At 59.0% G+C, this 18,162-nt stretch carries 16 protein-coding genes; 6 read left to right on the plus strand and 10 right to left on the minus strand.

Annotated elements, in window-relative coordinates; all coding sequences use genetic code 11:
- The 3 genes from LVD08_RS20005 to LVD08_RS20015 all read right to left on the minus strand — a co-directional run bounded on the left by LVD08_RS20005 (position 1) and on the right by LVD08_RS20015 (position 1,858).
- Positions 1-960 carry an AAA family ATPase gene (locus tag LVD08_RS20005; protein WP_003218556.1) on the minus strand — a complete coding sequence of 320 codons (960 nt, stop codon included), beginning with the start codon at positions 958-960 and terminating at the stop codon, positions 1-3.
- 269 nt (positions 961-1,229) lie between these two features.
- Positions 1,230-1,583 carry a hypothetical protein gene (locus tag LVD08_RS20010; protein WP_247269013.1) on the minus strand — a complete coding sequence of 118 codons (354 nt, stop codon included), beginning with the start codon at positions 1,581-1,583 and terminating at the stop codon, positions 1,230-1,232.
- Positions 1,574-1,858, minus strand: a complete 285-nt coding sequence (locus LVD08_RS20015; RefSeq protein WP_247269014.1) for a hypothetical protein — start codon at positions 1,856-1,858, stop codon at positions 1,574-1,576. Before LVD08_RS20015 ends, LVD08_RS20010 begins: the two co-directional genes overlap by 10 nt.
- Positions 1,859-1,919: 61 nt before the next feature.
- Between LVD08_RS20015 and LVD08_RS20020 the strand changes: the two genes are divergently transcribed.
- Complete coding sequence (locus LVD08_RS20020; protein ID WP_247269015.1) at positions 1,920-3,314, plus strand: hypothetical protein; 1,395 nt, start codon at positions 1,920-1,922, stop codon at positions 3,312-3,314.
- Positions 3,315-3,359: 45 nt separating this feature from the next.
- On the opposite strand, the gene LVD08_RS20025 is transcribed toward LVD08_RS20020, so the two are convergent.
- Together LVD08_RS20025 and LVD08_RS20030 are read right to left on the minus strand one after the other, a co-directional pair.
- Positions 3,360-3,980, minus strand: a complete 621-nt coding sequence (locus LVD08_RS20025; protein WP_247269016.1) for a hypothetical protein — start codon at positions 3,978-3,980, stop codon at positions 3,360-3,362.
- A gap of 54 nt (positions 3,981-4,034) precedes the next feature.
- The gene (locus LVD08_RS20030) at positions 4,035-5,066 is read right to left on the minus strand and encodes a colicin-like pore-forming protein (RefSeq protein WP_247269017.1); all 1,032 of its coding nucleotides are present in this window, start codon (positions 5,064-5,066) and stop codon (positions 4,035-4,037) included.
- An 833-nt stretch (positions 5,067-5,899) separates the two neighbouring features.
- Here LVD08_RS20030 and LVD08_RS20035 point away from each other — a divergent pair.
- Positions 5,900-10,795 carry an NAD-glutamate dehydrogenase gene (locus LVD08_RS20035; RefSeq protein WP_247269018.1) on the plus strand — a complete coding sequence of 1,632 codons (4,896 nt, stop codon included), beginning with the start codon at positions 5,900-5,902 and terminating at the stop codon, positions 10,793-10,795.
- 165 nt (positions 10,796-10,960) lie between these two features.
- Here the strand turns inward: LVD08_RS20035 and LVD08_RS20040 are convergent, their stop codons facing one another.
- From LVD08_RS20040 to pdxR, 4 genes are all read right to left on the minus strand, one after another.
- The gene (locus LVD08_RS20040; RefSeq protein ID WP_247269019.1) at positions 10,961-11,674 is read right to left on the minus strand and encodes an ATPase; all 714 of its coding nucleotides are present in this window, start codon (positions 11,672-11,674) and stop codon (positions 10,961-10,963) included.
- Positions 11,675-11,915: 241 nt separating this feature from the next.
- Entirely contained in the window at positions 11,916-12,317 is a 402-nt protein-coding gene (locus tag LVD08_RS20045) for a cupin domain-containing protein (RefSeq protein WP_247269020.1), read from the minus strand.
- Between the two features lie 196 nt (positions 12,318-12,513).
- Complete coding sequence (locus LVD08_RS20050; RefSeq protein ID WP_003225668.1) at positions 12,514-12,807, minus strand: putative quinol monooxygenase; 294 nt, start codon at positions 12,805-12,807, stop codon at positions 12,514-12,516.
- 123 nt (positions 12,808-12,930) lie between these two features.
- Positions 12,931-14,364, minus strand: coding sequence for a MocR-like pyridoxine biosynthesis transcription factor PdxR (pdxR, locus tag LVD08_RS20055; RefSeq protein WP_247269021.1), 1,434 nt, complete (start codon positions 14,362-14,364; stop codon positions 12,931-12,933).
- A 315-nt stretch (positions 14,365-14,679) separates the two neighbouring features.
- On the opposite strand from pdxR, the gene LVD08_RS20060 reads away from it, so the two are divergent.
- Entirely contained in the window at positions 14,680-15,120 is a 441-nt protein-coding gene (locus LVD08_RS20060) for a carboxymuconolactone decarboxylase family protein (protein WP_247269022.1), read from the plus strand.
- Positions 15,121-15,278: 158 nt separating this feature from the next.
- Here LVD08_RS20060 and LVD08_RS20065 read toward each other — a convergent pair whose 3' ends face one another.
- Positions 15,279-15,593 carry a hypothetical protein gene (locus tag LVD08_RS20065; protein ID WP_247269023.1) on the minus strand — a complete coding sequence of 105 codons (315 nt, stop codon included), beginning with the start codon at positions 15,591-15,593 and terminating at the stop codon, positions 15,279-15,281.
- A 207-nt stretch (positions 15,594-15,800) separates the two neighbouring features.
- On the opposite strand from LVD08_RS20065, the gene LVD08_RS20070 reads away from it, so the two are divergent.
- From LVD08_RS20070 to LVD08_RS20080, 3 genes are read left to right on the plus strand one after another with little or no spacing between them, the layout of a single operon-like run.
- Positions 15,801-16,466 (plus strand): secretin and TonB N-terminal domain-containing protein, encoded by a 666-nt coding sequence (locus LVD08_RS20070; protein ID WP_245223384.1) that lies wholly within the window; start codon positions 15,801-15,803, stop codon positions 16,464-16,466.
- Entirely contained in the window at positions 16,463-17,014 is a 552-nt protein-coding gene (locus LVD08_RS20075; RefSeq protein WP_027613107.1) for an RNA polymerase sigma factor, read from the plus strand. Before LVD08_RS20070 ends, LVD08_RS20075 begins: the two co-directional genes overlap by 4 nt.
- A 31-nt stretch (positions 17,015-17,045) precedes the next feature.
- The gene (locus LVD08_RS20080) at positions 17,046-17,984 is read left to right on the plus strand and encodes a FecR family protein (protein WP_247269024.1); all 939 of its coding nucleotides are present in this window, start codon (positions 17,046-17,048) and stop codon (positions 17,982-17,984) included.
- Positions 17,985-18,162: the final 178 nt, after the last annotated feature.

Raw genomic sequence — 18,162 nt, forward strand, 5'->3', positions numbered from 1 at the left:
TCAAGCGACGGCTACGACGTCGAGAATCCGCTGCACCACCCGATCCTGATCGATGCCGGCGGCTTCGGCTTCAAACGACAGAATGATGCGGTGACGCAACACGTCGAACAGCACCGCCTGAATGTCTTCCGGGCTGACGAAGTCGCGCCCGGCCAGCCAGGCGTGGGCCCGGGCGCAGCGGTCGAGGGCGATCGAGCCGCGCGGGCTGGCGCCATAGGCGATCCACTCGGCCATTTCCGGGTCGAACTTGGCCGGGGTGCGCGTGGCCATGACCAGTTGCACCAGGTATTCCTCCACGGCGTCGGCCATGTACAGACCGAGGATTTCCTTGCGCGCAGCGAAGATCGCCTGCTGGCTGACCCGGCGTTCAGGCTTGGTTTCGCCATTCAGCGCTTCGCCACGGGCCTGCTGCAGGATCCGGCGTTCGACGGCGGCATCCGGGAAGCCGATCTTCACGTGCATCAGGAAGCGGTCGAGCTGCGCTTCGGGCAACGGGTAGGTGCCTTCCTGCTCGATCGGGTTCTGCGTCGCCATCACCAGAAACAGCGGCGACAGCTCGTAAGTGCTGCGCCCGACACTGACCTGACGCTCGGCCATGGCTTCGAGCAGCGCCGATTGCACCTTGGCCGGGGCGCGGTTGATTTCGTCCGCCAGCACCAGGTTGTGGAAGATCGGCCCTTGCTGGAACACGAAACTGCCGGTTTCCGGGCGATAGATCTCGGTGCCGGTGATGTCGGCCGGCAGCAGGTCCGGGGTGAACTGGATGCGATGGAACTGGGCTTCGATGCCCTCGGCGAGTTCTTTGATCGCTTTGGTCTTGGCCAGACCCGGAGCGCCCTCGACCAGCATGTGGCCGTCGGCGAGCAGGGCGATGAGCAAACGCTCGATGAGTTTTTCCTGGCCGAGAATCTGTGTTGAAAGAAAGGTTCGCAGCGCCAGCAGCGCTTCACGATGTTCCATCGGTGACTGTTCCTGGAAAGGGTGGCCGCAGGCGTTCGGATAACGCCGGGGCTGGGGGCGTTACTTTAATCCATCGAGGGGGGTGGCGACTAACGGCATTTTGCGCAAAGTGCGGGAAATGACTGGGGGATTTGTTGGAATTTTGTAGCAGGGGAGTGATTGGTTGCCGGTACCGGCCCTATCGCGAGCAGGCTCACTCCTACAATGGATCGTCGTACACCATACCTGTAGGAGTGAGCCTGCTCGCGATGAGGCCAGTCCAGCCGATATCAAATCTGGCTGATATAGGTCCCGGTGCCATCCAGAATATTCTTCAGGGTTTCTTCAACTTCAGGCAGATCCACCATATCCGGATTGAAAGTGATCTCCAGCACATCATCGCCATTCAACGCATCGGCATCCGCCGCCGCGATCTCGATCTTCAGCAGGGTCTTGCTCAGGGTGACTTTCACGCCATCCAGCGTCGAAGGCTCGCCATCCAGGGTGATCTCCAGCGCGTCCTCGTCCGGATAACGGCTCATCAGAAACATGTCGCCCTTGTCGCTGTGGCAGCAGAGCATGGCCATGTTGTCTTCTTCGTCGTCGCACGGGTTGACGATCAGTAGGGCGGTGGTCATTTGCATGGGGGAATTCCTGGCCGACGGGCGCTAAGTGCAATCGAAAGCGCGATTTTGCCAGCCTTGGCGCATTCGCGCTGCTCTCTTGCGTGGGTCGCTTCATTGATGCCTGCAACAAGAGGGTGCGAGAAACCTGGCGGAATCAATGAACAAGGAAAATTCCGACAGATGAATTCTGGGTTGAGAGTTGAAATTTCCGAGGACGCTGCAGGAAAAATTACTTGTTTGAACTTGGCAGCCATTTTCTGCTTTTTCGCTTGTTTTATGGCCACGATTGTCATTATTTTGCGGTTCGAACGCAAAGGAGTGCGTCAACACAAACTAAAAAAAGGACCTCTTTAGATGCATCCGTATTTCGAACGCGCTGAGGAAATTGCACACCTGTCCGACGATCAGATCGAGAAAATTTATCAGCGATATCTGGACGGGGAAAAAAGCGCTGCGCTTCTGGCCGAGTATCAGATCCCTGCCACTGTCCGCAGCTTGCTCAAGGTTTTGCCGCCGATTGTCAGTCAGGATCTGAAGTGCCCTTATTGCGATGTGCCGATGTGGGTGCGTCGGCACGCCCGGGGCACTCCGGTCTCGCAGCGTCATCCTTACAAATGCATACGGTGCGAGCACCGATACTCAGCATCCGCCCGCCATGGCCGACGCATGGCGTGTACTTGCCCGGCATGTTGCCAGGTTCATCAGCAACAATTGGCGGCGCAGGCAGAGCGTGATCGACGCGAACTTGAATCGCGCTTCGGTGTACCGAGTCCCGCGGTGCCGTATTCGACCCTTGGGTTTGTGCAGAAACTGACGTTGCTGGCCTTGCTTGACGATGGCAATGGCAGCCATCCCGAATGGATCGCGCCGTTGAGCGCGACATCCCGAAGCGAACATCTGGCACCGAGCGTCGAGGCCAGCGAGGAAAGATTGAAGAGTCTGCACGAGGCTGGCGTGTTAACGGTCGCGACGAGCTCTGATATCAGGGCCTTCGATCGCACTGAGGGTTGCAGTATCAGTGACTATTCTGCAGTGCGCTGGCAGCCTAATGTGGCACTCGGCGGCGTTGCGCGCTGTAATCGGGAAAGTCTGTACCTGGCGCTTTATCAGGAGTTGTCCGGCGAGATTCAGATCGCCTGGAAGAGCGAACTCTACGGGCTGATTTTCGATCTGGCCCGAGAAGAATCGCTTCAATACATCCGTGTGCTGGCCAACGAAGTCAGTTTTTCGTTCACGGCCGAGGCGCGTGCCGAAACGGTTGTGGGGCAACTCCTGCAGGATTTTTCCGTAAGCCAGCTCTACTACTTCGCCCGCCTGGCAGTAAAAAACGCTGCGCACTTCTACGCCACCGGCAACTCCAAAGGTCGCAATCACGCGTCCAACACCATCCCGCGCAACATGCTCGGGACCGCTCAGGATGCCCTGACTCGGAACTGGCGCAAAAACGCACACCGTGATTCGCGGGTACCGCAATCGGCGTTGCATCGGCTGTTGTACGACGTAGTGCTCAAGGACAGCGGTGCCGGGTTTTCCAAGTCGCCGGGAATGTATTGGCGCGATGAACTGGTGCCGCAGTTCTTCTCCCGTGCAGCTTTTGACAGCGACCTGCTCGGTCATTTGAGGCTGTTTTGCCGAGAGTGTGACTCCAGCAATATCGACGCCAGCATGGATAAATTGATCCTGAAAACCATGTGTTACGACTGTGCCACCGTGAGCAAATTCAGGGCGTTCGAGGAGCTGCCTGACTGATGTTTATGGGGGCTAAGCGGCCCAGGAAAAAGGGAAGGCATAAGCTCAATGTGGCTGCTTTCCTTTTTTTCTTCGAGGTGGTTCCTGAGGATTTTGCCTTGAATCTTTTTTGAGTTCTGAGGGCTGTTTTCTAAAGTGCATGATTGTGCGGTAAGGAACGTAAAACAGGAGCTGAAAGAGAATCGGGGGGAGTAAGAATACGAAAAGAAAAACGCCTGAAGAGTACGTTGAATAGAATAGAAAATTCTGACCCATGATCCTCAGTTTTGAGTCGCGGCTCATGAGGTCGGTGGAGTTTAAATAAGCTTCATAGGTGAAGATAGAGCAAAATAAAAGCAGGGCAATGAGCGATAAGGAATATTTTATGAGTGAAAGTTTGTTTGCTCTTTCAAATATCTGGTCGGATATTTTAAAGCATCGGTACAGGAATATTAAGCTGAATATTGGCGCAAATACCGCAATGTAATTCGTGGTTATCCTGGAGCTTAGAGGGAGTTTGGATGACCAGAAGCCGATGTTTTCGATCAGATAGTTTTGTAGAGCAGAATCGAGCAGCATAGGATGGTGCTCGTTAATGATTGGAACTATCAGGTTGATGAGGAGGATCGGCGCCAGCATGGATATAAAACATGCGGTTGATATGGATGGCTCAGGAGTGTTGTGCACCGTGTAATCCTTGTTTGGTGGCCGGCTCAATTAATTGAACCGGCAGGCAGAGTATTAATGCGCTGGCGTCGTTTCAACTAGCGTGAATACTGTGTCATTTATCTTTTCTACGGTTTTGGCATCGAGTAAAGCGGCAACGCCAGCCACGAGGAGACCGGTAGCGACTACAGCAATTACGGGTGGAAACGAAAAAGCAGCTAGCACTGGTGGTGCTATGAGAGCGACCAGCATCCCTGCTCCGGCTCCTGCGGCAGTGCTTTCGAATTCGAGTAACAGGGGTTTCCAGTTTCCATCCTGAAAACCGATGATTGCCTTTTCCACAACAGAATGCGCCTGCACGATTTTTCCGGTTACGCCAAATCCTTTGGCGAGCCGATTGACACTGTCCATGTAGGACGCCTTGTCCAGCGCGTTCAGTGCGTCGACAACCGCACGGGTATCCTGCGGGCTGAGCTTTGCATTCGGGTTGGTTCGCACCTGCTCGAACGTTCGCAGCGCCTCGTTGTAGCTCCTGATCTTTTTCCCTGATACATCCTTTTGAAGATCCATCACCACTTGATGCAGGTTGGCGCCGTATTTCTCGAGGATGAATTTGTTCGCGTCGGCGACGTAAGCCACCGCGCGTTTATAGTCATCAATACGTTTGGCCTCCGCTTCGGCAGCGATCCGTTGTTTTTCTTCCTCCAGTCGCAGAGCAGCCTGACGGGCCTGCTCTTGTCTTTGCGCCTCTTCAGCTTGTCGCGCCGCTTCGGCAACCTGCTGTTGGGCGAGGGCCTCGGCCTGTCGCCGAGCTATTTCGGCATACAGCCTGGTCTGGCGGTCTTGAAGATTTGCGATTTGTTCGTTCAGAAGCATGGCGTCGTAAGTGGCTTGTAACTTCGCATATTGTTGCGACGTTTTAATATCCCTTAATTTTTGCTGCAGCTCGGTGTTTTTTTGAAAAAGCAATTCATTGACAATGTTGGTGGCTTTGTTTAGCCATGTATCGGGAGTAGGGTGGGTCAGCGGTGGGTGCCTGCTGTCTATAATGTTTAACTCTATTTGCAAGCCTTGTTCTAAATTGTGCTTTTTTTTCCAGATAGTCACTTTCTATCGCCAGTGTGAGCCCATGCATCGGGTTGCCCAGCGGATAATTCTTGAGAATATCTCCGCGAATGGTGCCAGGGTTCAAATTGATGATTTCCCAGGAGCCATCGCCGTAGATTATTGTTGTCGGAAGTTCAAGTTGTCGCATGTGTTGATTCCTTTCTTTGATAGAGACCCGTTCCGTGGGTCAGGCTGATAACTGACGTCTGGTTTTTTATGGGGTGCGCTTATATAGATAGCACTGCCGATTTTTGCGTTCAAATCGTGCTGTAGGAATTCGGTCTTCAAATTATGTGAGACATTTCTTGTCAGTTTGTAAGGATTCTTTAGTGTGTTTCTACTTGTTGTTTTTATTGGTTTTTAGGTGCGAACAATCGAAGGCTGTGTAAGCTTTGGCTGGTGATTTTCCAAAGAGGAATAGGTGCGGCAGGAACGAATTTCAGGTAATCGGTCATTTCAGGTGCGCTTGCCTGTTGAACGGCCACCTGAAGCGCGAAAATTCTCTTTGGCTGCTAATGTTTACCGGTGCGCGGGGCCGCGTTTACGTGCCAATGACCGAATATGTCGCAGCACCGCAAGCAGACACATTGTCGCACCCATTAAGCTGCGCAACGGATGAGCACCCGTAAAGACATTGTCGGCAGCCTCGACAGTCGTTTTTGCAGATGCCCATTCAATGGAAGGTGAATGTGACCTGAGTGTCTCGTCCAGCTTCACCCACCTGTCCCCCTGTTTCCTCTGCCCGAGAATCAGGAACAGGGCGACACAAGCCCCGCAAGGGGTGTTGCACGCGACGCTTTCCATCAATAACAAGCTTAAGCGGAGTACCACAGATGGCGTTCTTCACCGCAGCCAGCAAAGCCGACTTCCAGCACCAACTGCAAGCGGCACTGGCGCAGCACATCAGTGAACAGGCACTGCCACAAGTGGCGCTGTTCGCTGAACAATTCTTCGGCATCATTTCCCTGGACGAGCTGACTCAACGTCGCCTCTCCGACCTCGCTGGCTGTACTCTTTCCGCGTGGCGCCTGCTTGAGCGCTTCGATCACGCGCAACCGCAAGTGCGCGTCTACAACCCTGATTACGAACGCCACGGCTGGCAGTCGACCCACACCGCGGTCGAAGTGCTGCACCACGACCTGCCGTTTCTGGTCGACTCGGTCCGCACCGAGCTGAACCGCCGCGGCTACAGCATCCACACCCTGCAGACCACCGTGCTCAGCGTACGTCGTGGCAGCAAGGGTGAGCTGCTGGAAATCCTGCCGAAGGGCAGCACCGGCGAAGGCGTGCTGCACGAGTCGCTGATGTACCTGGAAATCGACCGCTGCGCCAACGCGGCCGAACTGAATGTGCTGAGCAAAGAGCTGGAGCAGGTGCTCGGTGAAGTGCGCGTCGCGGTCGCTGATTTCGAGCCGATGAAGGCCAAGGTGCAGGAGATCCTCACCAAGCTCGATCACAGCGCATTCGCCGTCGATGCCGACGAAAAGACCGAAATCAAGAGCTTCCTGGAATGGCTGGTGGGCAACCACTTCACCTTCCTCGGCTACGAAGAGTTCACCGTTGTCGATCAGGCCGATGGCGGCCACATCGAATACGACCAGAATTCCTTCCTCGGTCTGACCAAACTGCTGCGCACCGGCCTGACCAACGAAGACCGGCACATCGAAGACTACGCGGTGAACTACCTGCGCGAACCGACCCTGCTGTCGTTCGCCAAGGCTGCGCACCCGAGCCGTGTACATCGTCCGGCCTACCCGGATTACGTGTCGATCCGTGAAATCGACGCTGACGGCAACGTCATCAAGGAACACCGCTTCATGGGCCTGTACACCTCCTCGGTGTATGGCGAGAGCGTGCGGGTCATTCCGTTCATCCGTCGCAAGGTCGAAGAAATCGAACGCCGTTCCGGCTTCCAGTCCAAGGCTCACCTGGGCAAGGAACTGGCGCAGGTGCTCGAAGTGCTGCCGCGTGACGACCTGTTCCAGACTCCGGTCGACGAACTGTTCAGCACCGTGATGTCGATCGTGCAGATCCAGGAACGCAACAAGATCCGCGTGTTCCTGCGCAAAGACCCGTACGGTCGCTTCTGCTACTGCCTGGCCTACGTGCCGCGCGACATCTATTCCACCGAAGTGCGCCAGAAGATCCAGCAGGTGCTGATGGAGCGCCTGAAGGCCACCGACTGCGAGTTCTGGACCTTCTTCTCCGAGTCCGTGCTGGCTCGCGTGCAACTGATCCTGCGCGTCGATCCGAAGAACCGCATCGACATCGATCCGCTGCTGCTGGAAAAAGAAGTTGTACAGGCCTGCCGCAGCTGGCAGGACGACTACGCGGCACTGACCGTCGAAAGCTTCGGCGAAGCCCACGGCACCAACGTGCTGGCGGATTTCCCGAAAGGCTTCCCGGCCGGCTACCGTGAGCGTTTCGCGGCGCATTCGGCCGTGGTCGACATGCAGCACCTGCTGAGCCTGAACGAAAAAAATCCGCTGGTAATGAGCTTCTATCAGCCGCTGGGCCAGGTTTCCGGTCAGCGCGAGCTGCATTGCAAGCTGTACCACGCCGATACCCCGCTGGCGCTGTCCGACGTGTTGCCGATTCTGGAAAACCTCGGCCTGCGCGTGCTGGGTGAGTTCCCGTACCGTCTGCGCCACACCAACGGCCGCGAGTTCTGGATCCACGACTTTGCGTTCACCGCGGCGGAAGGTCTGGAGCTGGACATCCAGCAACTCAACGACACCCTGCAGGACGCGTTCGTCCACATCGTCCGTGGCGATGCCGAGAACGATGCGTTCAACCGTCTGGTGCTGACCGCCGGTCTGCCATGGCGCGACGTGGCGCTGCTGCGTGCCTACGCGCGTTACCTGAAGCAGATCCGTCTGGGCTTCGACCTGGGTTACATCGCCAGCACCCTGAACAACCACACCGACATCGCTCGCGAGCTGACCCGGTTGTTCAAGACCCGTTTCTACCTGGCGCGCAAGCTGGGCAGCGATGATCTGGAAGACAAGCAACAGCGTCTGGAGCAGGCGATTCTGACCGCACTGGACGATGTTCAGGTGCTCAATGAAGACCGCATCCTGCGTCGTTACCTGGACCTGATCAAAGCCACCCTGCGTACCAACTTCTATCAGACTGATGCCAACGGCCAGAACAAGTCGTACTTCAGCTTCAAGTTCAACCCGCACGCGATCCCTGAGCTGCCGAAGCCGGTACCGAAGTTCGAAATCTTCGTTTACTCGCCACGTGTCGAAGGCGTGCACCTGCGCTTCGGCAACGTTGCGCGCGGTGGTCTGCGCTGGTCCGACCGTGAAGAAGACTTCCGTACCGAAGTCCTCGGTCTGGTGAAAGCCCAGCAAGTGAAGAACTCGGTCATCGTGCCGGTGGGTGCGAAGGGCGGCTTCCTGCCGCGTCGTCTGCCACTGGGCGGCAGCCGTGACGAGATCGCGGCCGAGGGCATCGCCTGCTACCGCATCTTCATTTCGGGTCTGCTGGACATCACCGACAACCTGAAAGACGGCGCGCTGGTACCGCCGGCCAACGTCGTGCGGCATGACGACGATGACCCGTACCTGGTGGTGGCAGCGGACAAGGGCACTGCGACCTTCTCCGACATCGCCAACGGCATCGCCATCGACTACGGCTTCTGGCTGGGGGACGCGTTCGCCTCCGGTGGTTCCGCCGGTTACGACCACAAGAAAATGGGCATCACCGCCAAGGGCGCGTGGGTCGGCGTACAGCGCCACTTCCGCGAGCGCGGCATCAATGTTCAGGAAGACAGCATCACTGTGGTCGGCGTCGGTGACATGGCCGGTGACGTATTCGGTAACGGCCTGTTGATGTCGGACAAGCTGCAACTGGTTGCCGCGTTCAACCACATGCACATCTTCATCGATCCGAACCCGAACCCGGCGACCAGCTTCGTCGAGCGTCAGCGCATGTTCGACCTGCCGCGTTCGGCCTGGACCGACTACGACACCAGCATCATGTCCGAAGGCGGCGGCATCTTCTCGCGCAGCGCGAAGAGCATCGCCATCTCGCCGCAGATGAAAGAACGCTTCGACATCAAGGCCGACAAGCTGACCCCGACCGAACTGCTGAACGCCTTGCTCAAGGCGCCGGTGGATCTGCTGTGGAACGGCGGTATCGGCACTTACGTCAAGGCCAGCACCGAAAGCCATGCCGACGTGGGCGACAAGGCCAATGACGCACTGCGCGTGAACGGCAACGAGCTGCGCTGCAAAGTCGTGGGCGAGGGCGGTAACCTCGGCATGACCCAACTGGGTCGCGTGGAATTCGGTCTGAATGGCGGCGGCTCCAACACCGACTTCATCGACAATGCCGGTGGCGTGGACTGCTCCGACCACGAAGTGAACATCAAGATCCTGCTGAACGAAGTGGTTCAGGCCGGCGACATGACCGACAAGCAACGCAACCAGTTGCTGGCGAGCATGACCGACGAAGTCGGTGGTCTGGTGCTGGGCAACAACTACAAGCAGACCCAGGCCCTGTCCCTGGCGGCGCGTCGTGCCTACGAGCGCATTGCCGAGTACAAGCGTCTGATGAGCGATCTGGAAGGCCGTGGCAAGCTGGACCGTGCCATCGAGTTCCTGCCGACCGAAGAGCAGATCAACGAGCGCGTTGCGGCAGGCCATGGCCTGACCCGTCCCGAGCTGTCGGTGCTGATCTCGTACAGCAAGATCGACCTCAAGGAACAGCTGCTGAACTCGCTGGTGCCGGACGACGACTACCTGACCCGCGACATGGAAACGGCGTTCCCGCCGACCCTGGTCAGCAAGTTCTCCGAAGCCATGCGTCGTCACCGTCTGAAGCGCGAGATCGTCAGCACCCAGATCGCCAACGATCTGGTCAACCACATGGGCATCACCTTCGTTCAGCGACTCAAAGAGTCGACCGGCATGAGCCCGGCGAACGTGGCCGGCGCCTACGTGATCGTGCGTGACATCTTCCACCTCCCGCACTGGTTCCGTCAGATCGAAGCGCTGGACTATCAGGTCTCCGCTGACGTGCAACTGGAGCTGATGGACGAGCTGATGCGTCTGGGCCGCCGTGCTACCCGCTGGTTCCTGCGTGCCCGTCGCAACGAGCAGAACGCTGCCCGTGACGTCGCGCACTTCGGTCCGCACCTCAAGGAGCTGGGTCTGAAGCTCGACGAACTGCTGAGCGGCGAAATCCGTGAAAACTGGCAGGCGCGTTATCAGGCTTACGTCGCGGCCGGTGTGCCGGAGTTGCTGGCGCGTATGGTGGCGGGTACCTCGCACCTGTACACCCTGCTGCCGATCATCGAAGCGTCCGACGTCACTGGCCAGGATCCGGCCGAAGTGGCCAAGGCCTACTTCGCCGTGGGCAGTGCGCTGGACATCACCTGGTACCTGCAACAGATCAGCGCGCTGCCGGTTGAAAACAACTGGCAGGCCCTGGCCCGTGAAGCGTTCCGTGACGATGTGGACTGGCAGCAACGTGCGATCACCATCTCCGTCCTGCAACAGGGCGACGGCACTCAGGACGTGGAAGCACGCCTGGCGCTGTGGATGGCACAGCACGAAAGCATGATCGAGCGCTGGCGCGCCATGCTGGTGGAAATCCGTGCTGCGAGCGGCACCGACTACGCCATGTACGCCGTGGCCAACCGTGAGCTGCTTGACCTCGCGTTGAGCGGTCAGGCGGTGGTGCCTGCGACTGCTGCGAATGCCGAGCTTGAACTGGCCTGAGTAGTGGTTGAATGAAGAAGCCCCGGTGTCGTGAGATGCCGGGGCTTTTTTATGTCTGGATTTTGTGGTGTTTGTTCCGGCCTTATCGCGAGCAGGCTCACTCCTACAGTTGGAATGCGTTTTCCCCCTGTAGGAGTGAGCCTGCTCGCGATGAGGGCCTGACTATCAATACAACTTATGTGCTTGTTTGTTATCCAGCATCGACACTTTATCTGTCGGTCTGGTCAATAAATTACTCAGCGACTGATCAAACTTCTGCAGCGCCCGCACTTGCACATCCTGCTGTTGATTAATATCAGCGACGATCTCTTCCGAACGTTTGAAGTCCGCCCAAACCGGTGTCAGTTCTTTGGCCTCCGAACCTTTCGCCGTGCCGATGTAATTCAACTTCGCATCATAAAAATCCGCGCTGACATCGGCCTTAATGTCGGAGCTGCGCGAGGTAATCAACTGGCTGTGGGTGTCGACGATCGCCACCACATCGGGGTGCGCCGCGCGCAGGCTCTGCATGTCCGGGTACACCGTGACCGAGCCGAACTGCCGTTGCAGCGAGGCCTTGACCCAGTCCACGGCCATGTCCGGTTTCGAGGTGTTGACGTAGGCGTCGTGGATCGGCTGCACCAGCAGGCTCTGGCCGAAACCGGTGCCGGCGTTGGCCTGATAGTCACGCAGATATTCGCGGTTGGTCAGGGTGCTGGGGCTGTAGACCACGCCCAGTGAAACGCCGGGACCGCTTTGCACCTGGGCGGCGCTGCTGCGGCCGACCGGTTGGGTGAACAGGGTATCGAGGGACGACACCGCTTTCGGCGCGGTGGGTACTGAACAGGCGGACAAGGCTAAAACCGATATCGCCAGGGTACTGGCAAAGGCAAGTTTCATGGTGAATCTCCCGTGAAGCAACTTCAGTCGGAAAGTCAGCGTTGTCGCGGCTGTTTGTGACGGGCGCACGACAGTTGATTCAGACTAAACCCGCCAACCTGTAAATAAGCTGACAATTTTTCGAGTTGTGGCGATGCATTAGTTTTATTGGCTTTAAGGCGAATCGGTTAATTGCCTCGGGAAATAAAAAGGCGCAAAACAGTGTTTTGCGCCTTTTTATTTATGGCTGTGCCAACAACCATCAGTTTTTCAAGGGGATCAGTACTTGCTCGTCCGGGGCCAACACCATGAACACCAGCAACTTCGCCGGTTTGCTGTTGCTGGCGTTTTTCGACACCAGATTTTCGGAGCCGGCCGGTTCGTACCAGAACTGGCCTTTCTTGTAGGTGATCGGCTGTTCTCCCTTGACCTGGGAAATCACTTCACCTTCGAGCACGTAGGCCATGGCGGTGCCGTCGTGTTTGTGGGCGATCGAGGACTGGCCGGGTTTGTAGTCGACTTCGATCATCATGGCTTTCTTGCCGGGGGCGTTTTTCAGCATTTGGTCTTGCAGGACGGTGACTTTCTCGGATGGGTCGTGAGCCAGGGCGGCGGCAGACATGGACAGGGCGAGAACGGCGGTGAAGAGGTGCAGGGCTTTCATCTTGGATCACCAGTTGGGGAGGGGTGGTGACCACAGTAGTCTGCGGGGTGGGGTATTCAAACGGCCAATATTCGGGAAGATCGGGTGACCAATCAGTCGTTCGGCGGTGCGGCTGAATACGCCTTCGCGAGCAAGCCCGCTCCCACAGTTGATTGCATTCCAATGTGGGAGCGGGCTTGCTCGCGAAGGGGGCAGATCAGACGATCGGGAAACTGTTGAAATCCACACTATTTGCCAAGCGGCTATCAATCAGGTCGATAAACCCCTGCGCCTCGGGCCGGTTGAAGTGCGCCTGCATTGCCGCTTCCGACTGCCAGCGTGCACTCACCGTCCAGCGCTGGCTGTCCTCGGGGCAGCGGTCGACCATGTAGGCGTCGCAACCCGGTGTCTGGCGCAAGGTGTCGACGATCTTCTGCAACTGCCGGCCGAGTTCTTCCGAACGCCCGGCGGCGGCGCGCACCTGTACGGTGTTGATCACTTCGTTGGACATTGCTCACACTCCTGAATCAGGCCGGACGAATCCTGCTCATTGAGGGATAACGCCTGTGCAGAATAGGCCTGCACCTGCTGATCACCAATAACCAATCGGCGGTTAATCGCCCAGACCAATCATTCACGCCACTTGTTGCAGAATGTCGCGCAGGCGATCCAGAGCGGTGTCGATATCGAGGGTTTCAATGGCGCCGAAGCCGAAGTACAGACCGCTCTTCACCGGTTGCCGGTAATGGAATCCGTCGATGGAATACAGCCCGACCTCGACTTTTTTCGCCAGTTCGATCACCAGCGCCAGGTCGATCGGCACCTTGCACAACACCGCCATGTGGAACCCGGCACTGGGCGGAATCGCCTCCAGCCACGGCGAAAGATCACCGGCCATGCGCGCCAGAATCCGTTCGCGGCGCTGGGCGTAAATCGTATGGCAACGGCGGATGTGCTTGAGCAGGCAGCCTTCGGCAATGAACTTGGCCAGCGCCCATTGCGGCAGGGTCGAGGCGTGCAGGTCGGTGAGTTGTTTGGCGCGGATCACCGCTTCGAGAATCGCCGGCGGCAGGATCGCGTAACCCAGGCGCAGCTCCGGCAGCAGGGTCTTGGAGAAGGTGCCGACGTAGGCCACGATGCCGCGCTGATCAAGGCTGAACAGTGAGTCCGTCGGCCGCCCTTCGTAGCGGAATTCGCTGTCATAGTCGTCCTCGATGATGATCGCGCCCAGCTCATAAGCGCGGGCGAGCAAGGCTTCCCGGCGCGCCTGGCTCATCGGCATGCCCAGCGGGAACTGGTGCGACGGCGTGACGTAAATCATCCGCGTGCCCTCGGGAATCTGCTCGACCACAATCCCCTCGGCATCCACCGGGATTCCGACCACTTCGGCGCCGTGGGTGCCGAACAGCAACCGCGCGGGCGGATACCCCGGATCTTCCATCGCCACCCGACTGCCGGGGCTGATCAGCACGCGAGTGATCAGGTCCAGCGCCTGCTGCGCGCCGTTGCACACCACGATGTCTTCGTCCTGGCAGTTGATCCCGCGCGAAAACGCGATGTGCCGGGCAATCGCATTGCGTAGCGCCGGCAGACCTTCGGGCACGCTGTAGAAACCTTTGGAGCCGGCCATCTGGCGCATCGCGTGCGACACGCAGCGGCGCCAGTCGTCATGCGGGAACTGGCCCTTGCTGGTGGCGCCGCCGATGAAGTCATAGCGCAGCGAACCTTCCAGCGACGGGTGGCGCAAGAACACCGGCAGATTGCGCCAACGCTCGATCACCTCGGCGCTGGCCAGTTCGGTGTGGCTTTGCTTGCGCTGAATCTGCGCCGGGCGGGCGTTGACGTAGGTGCCTTTGCCGATCACCCCGGTGAGGAAATTTTCGTAAGTCAGCTGCGCGTAGGTGTCGGAAATGGTCTTGCGCGAGATCCCCAGTTGCTCGGCCAGCAGACGGCTGGGCGGCAACTGCGTGCCGGCGGCCAGACGCCCGGACTCGATGGCGCCGCGCAGCTGGTTGTATAGCTGGCCGGCGAGGTCCTTGCGGCCATTGATCACGACGTGAAGTTCCATACCGACGCGGCTCCGGGGGGCGATTGAAGTGTCGGCCAGATTACCGCTGTTGCGTGATTGGCAGTAGTTGCGCAGCACAAAAACCCGAAATTGGTCACCATCCCCCCTTGTAGGAGTGAGCCTGCTCGCGATGAGGTCGGCACATCCAACATGGCGGTGACTGAATGACCGCTATCGCGAGCAGGCTCACTCCTACAAGGTTGTGTGTTTGGCCGGGGGGGCAGTGGTGTAGCGGTTTTCCGTGGAATTGGGGCTGTAACGCCGGCAGCTCTGCGCTTACCGTGAACTCATCATTCCGCTTCCCGAGACCTGCCCATGTCCCCGCGTCTGGACTACTACAACGCATCGCCCAAGGCGATGAAAGCGATGATCGCCATGGAGGCGCTGACCAGCGACCTGAGCATTGAGGCGCCGCTGTTGCAACTGATCAGGATCCGCGCCTCGCAGCTCAACGGCTGCGCGTTCTGCACCGACATGCATTCGGTGGACGCGCGGCGGGCCGGGGAGAGTGACCGGCGTTTGTATGCGATCGCGGTGTGGCGCGACAGCGGCTTCTTTAACCCCCGTGAACGTGCCGCACTGGGCTGGGCCGAGGCGGTGACGCTGTTGGCTGAAAGCCATGTGCCGGACGATGTTTACCAGATGGCTCGCGAGCAATTCAATGAAGGCGAAATGGTCGACCTGACCATGGCCGTCACCACCATCAACAGCTGGAATCGCCTTGCAGTAAGCTTCCGCCAGACCCCCAGCGACTGACGTGCACATAACCCTGTGGCGAGGGAGCTTGCTCCCGCTCGGCTGCGCAGCAGTCGCAAAACCTTTGCATGCGGTCTGTCAGTCAAAACCGGTTCGGCAGGTTTGGGGGCGCTGCGCACCCCAGCGGGAGCAAGCTCCCTCGCCACAAAGTTTGGTCTTCAGTTTGGTGGGCGTTGTGGTTTGACTGAGGTGCCGAAGGTGTTGCCCATGCGTGTTCCAGTTGCGGCCGGGGTTGCGAGGCCAACCTGATTCGGCGGTCGCTTGTTCACCGGCACATTCAGCGCTTCCTGATTCTTCTGCGCAGCCGCAGCGCCTTCGGGATTGTTGCCCATCTGCTGACTCAGACAATCGTAATTCGGCGCCTTGTAGCCACCCACCGTCACCTCCACACAGCCCAGCGGCTGTTCGGCGTGGGCGCTGGCGAAGGCGCTCAGCAGCAGCCCGCCGAGGGCGAATTTCCACAGTGATTTCATGCAAGCCTCCTTGCCGGCCCGAAGCGGCCGTTCTCTGATTGCAGTCTAGTGCAAGCCTCGCGCGAATCCCGTGATGGTTTTTTTGCACCGCCCGTCACACCAGATTCATAAACAGCCATCAGGATGACGGTTTTCAGGGGTACGTCAGCCGTGCAGCGAGGCAGTTCCAGGGACGGTCTTCAGCGTTCAGCGACTCTCGTGCGCCGGGTGAGTCTGGGGCTGCTGCTTGGCTGGTTCAGCGGAGCTGCGACAGCCGAACCGGTGCCGGCCGATATGCGCATGACGCTGCACATCCCGGCGCAGGATCTGGCCCGGGCGCTGGATCAATACAGCCACGCCACCGGGGTGGCGGTGCTGGTCGACAGCCAGTTGAGTCGTGGCCGGCGCTCGTTGGCGGTCGATGGCGAATACACCGCTGCCGACGCCTTGCGCCGTTTGCTCGGCGGCAGCGGCCTGATGGCGCGTTATGCCCGCGACGATGCGTTCACCCTGCAAGTGGCGCAGGTCGAGGACGTGCCGTCGGCCCCGGACAAAACCACCCCGGCCAGCGCCGCCGTCAGTCGCAGCTACGCCACTGCGGTGCAAGCGGCGATCGAGCGCAACCTGTGCCGTTCGCCGCTGACCCGTCCGGGCAGTTATCGCGCGGTGTTGCAGGTCTGGGTCGGGCGGGACGGCGTGGTGCAGCACAACCGGTTGGTCACCACCACTGGTGATGTACGGCGCGATACCGCGCTGGTGGAGAGCTTTCGCAATCTCAGGATCGACCGGCCGACGCCCAGCGCGTTGCGCCAGCCGGTCACGTTGCTGTTGTTACCGGAGTCGTCAGGGAAACGCATGGAATGCACCAAATGGGAAGGAGTTTCCGGGGGATGAAAGACACCGGACAAGGTTCGATGGTCCAGCTGTTCCTGACGTCCTACGAGGACTTTCGGGTGCGCTTGCGCCGCCGTCTCGGCTCGGAAGACCTGGCCAACGACGTGCTGCACGAAACCTACCTGCGGGTCGACCGCATGGAAACGCCGCCGAACCTGCTGCGGCCCAATGCCTACCTCTATCGCATGGCCCTGAACATCGCCGCCGACCGCCGTCAGGCCGATGCGCGCCTGCTCACCGGCGAGGAAGTCGAAGAGCTGCTGCAGATCGGCGACGAGGCGCTGGACCCGGCGCGAGTGGTCGGTGGGCAAAAGGAAATCCAGTCGCTGCTCAGTGCCCTCTACGAACTGCCCGCGCGGCGTCGCAGAATCTTCATCGCGGCGCGACTGGAAGAGGCGCCGCACCTGGAAATCTCCCAGCGCTTCGGCATTTCCACGCGCATGGTCGAGAAGGAAATCAAAGCTGCATTGGGCTTCTGCGCGGCGAAACTGGAAAGAAAAGTGTTTCAGCGGTTCGGTCGCGGGGCCGGAAAACCGTCATCTGAATAGTGCCCGATCATTTCGTTGAGAATCTGCGCGTTTGAACATCTTTCGACTGACACCTGCCAAGCCATCGGCGGCCGACAATCTGCACAGCGAAGCCCACGACTGGTTGGTCCTGCTGACCTCCGGCCGCGCCACTGTGGCCGACGCCCGGGCGTTGCGCCAGTGGTGCGAGCAGAGCGCCGAACATGCTCAGGCTTTCGAGCAGGCCAAGGTGTTGTGGCACAACCTGCAGCCTGCCGCCGAAATGCTGCAGTCGCCTCGGCGATTCGGTCGTCGGGCGTTTCTCGGTGGCGCCGTCGCGGCATCGGCGGCGTTCCTGCTGGTGCGCGGGACGATCCCCGGTGGCTTTGAAGGGCTCGGCGCCGATTACATTACCGAAGTTGGCCAGCAGAAGCGTTTCGAACCGGCCGACGGCGTAAGCCTGGAGCTCAACACCCAGACCCGTATCAACCAGCGCTCTGGCGATGATGGCGTGCAGGGGTTCGAACTGGTCAGCGGCGAAGTCGAAGTGCAGACCGCGCGGTTGCCACTGGCGATGCAGGCCGGAGGAGGGTGGTTGCGGGCGAGTCAGGCGCGGTTCAACCTGCGTAACACCGATCAGCAAGTCTGCGTGACCTGTCTCGACGGCGCGGTGGAAGTCGACGTAGAAGGCCGCAGCCTGCGCCTGGAACCGGGCCAGCAAGTGACCTACGACTCACGGCAAGTCGGCAGCGTACAAAGCGTCGACACAGCCGCAGTAATGAACTGGCGCCAACAAGTGCTGGTATTCAACGGCGCAACCCTCAGCCAGATGATCGACGAAATCAACCGCTACCGCCCAGGCATGCTGCTGTTGCTCAACCGCGAACTCGGCCAACGCCGCGTCCAGGCCCGCTTCAGCCTCGACCAACTCGCCGGCGTCGCCCTGCTGATCCGCGACGCCTACGGCGTCAAATGCACCGAACTCCCCGGCGGAGTCGTCGTCCTCAGCTAACCCACCCCCACCAACCCCACCAACCCCACCACCCCTGTGGGAGCTGGCTTGCCAGCGATGACGCCCTAACAGCCAACCCCCCTCCAACTGACCAAACCCAATCCAACTGTGGGAGATTCTATGTTGCTCAGCAACCCTAGAATCTCAAACTGATCGGTATTCGCCCTGATTCTTCATC

The sequence above is a fragment of the Pseudomonas sp. YL2 genome, assembly GCF_023063025.1.
GTDB classification, from domain to species: domain Bacteria; phylum Pseudomonadota; class Gammaproteobacteria; order Pseudomonadales; family Pseudomonadaceae; genus Aquipseudomonas; species Aquipseudomonas putida_A.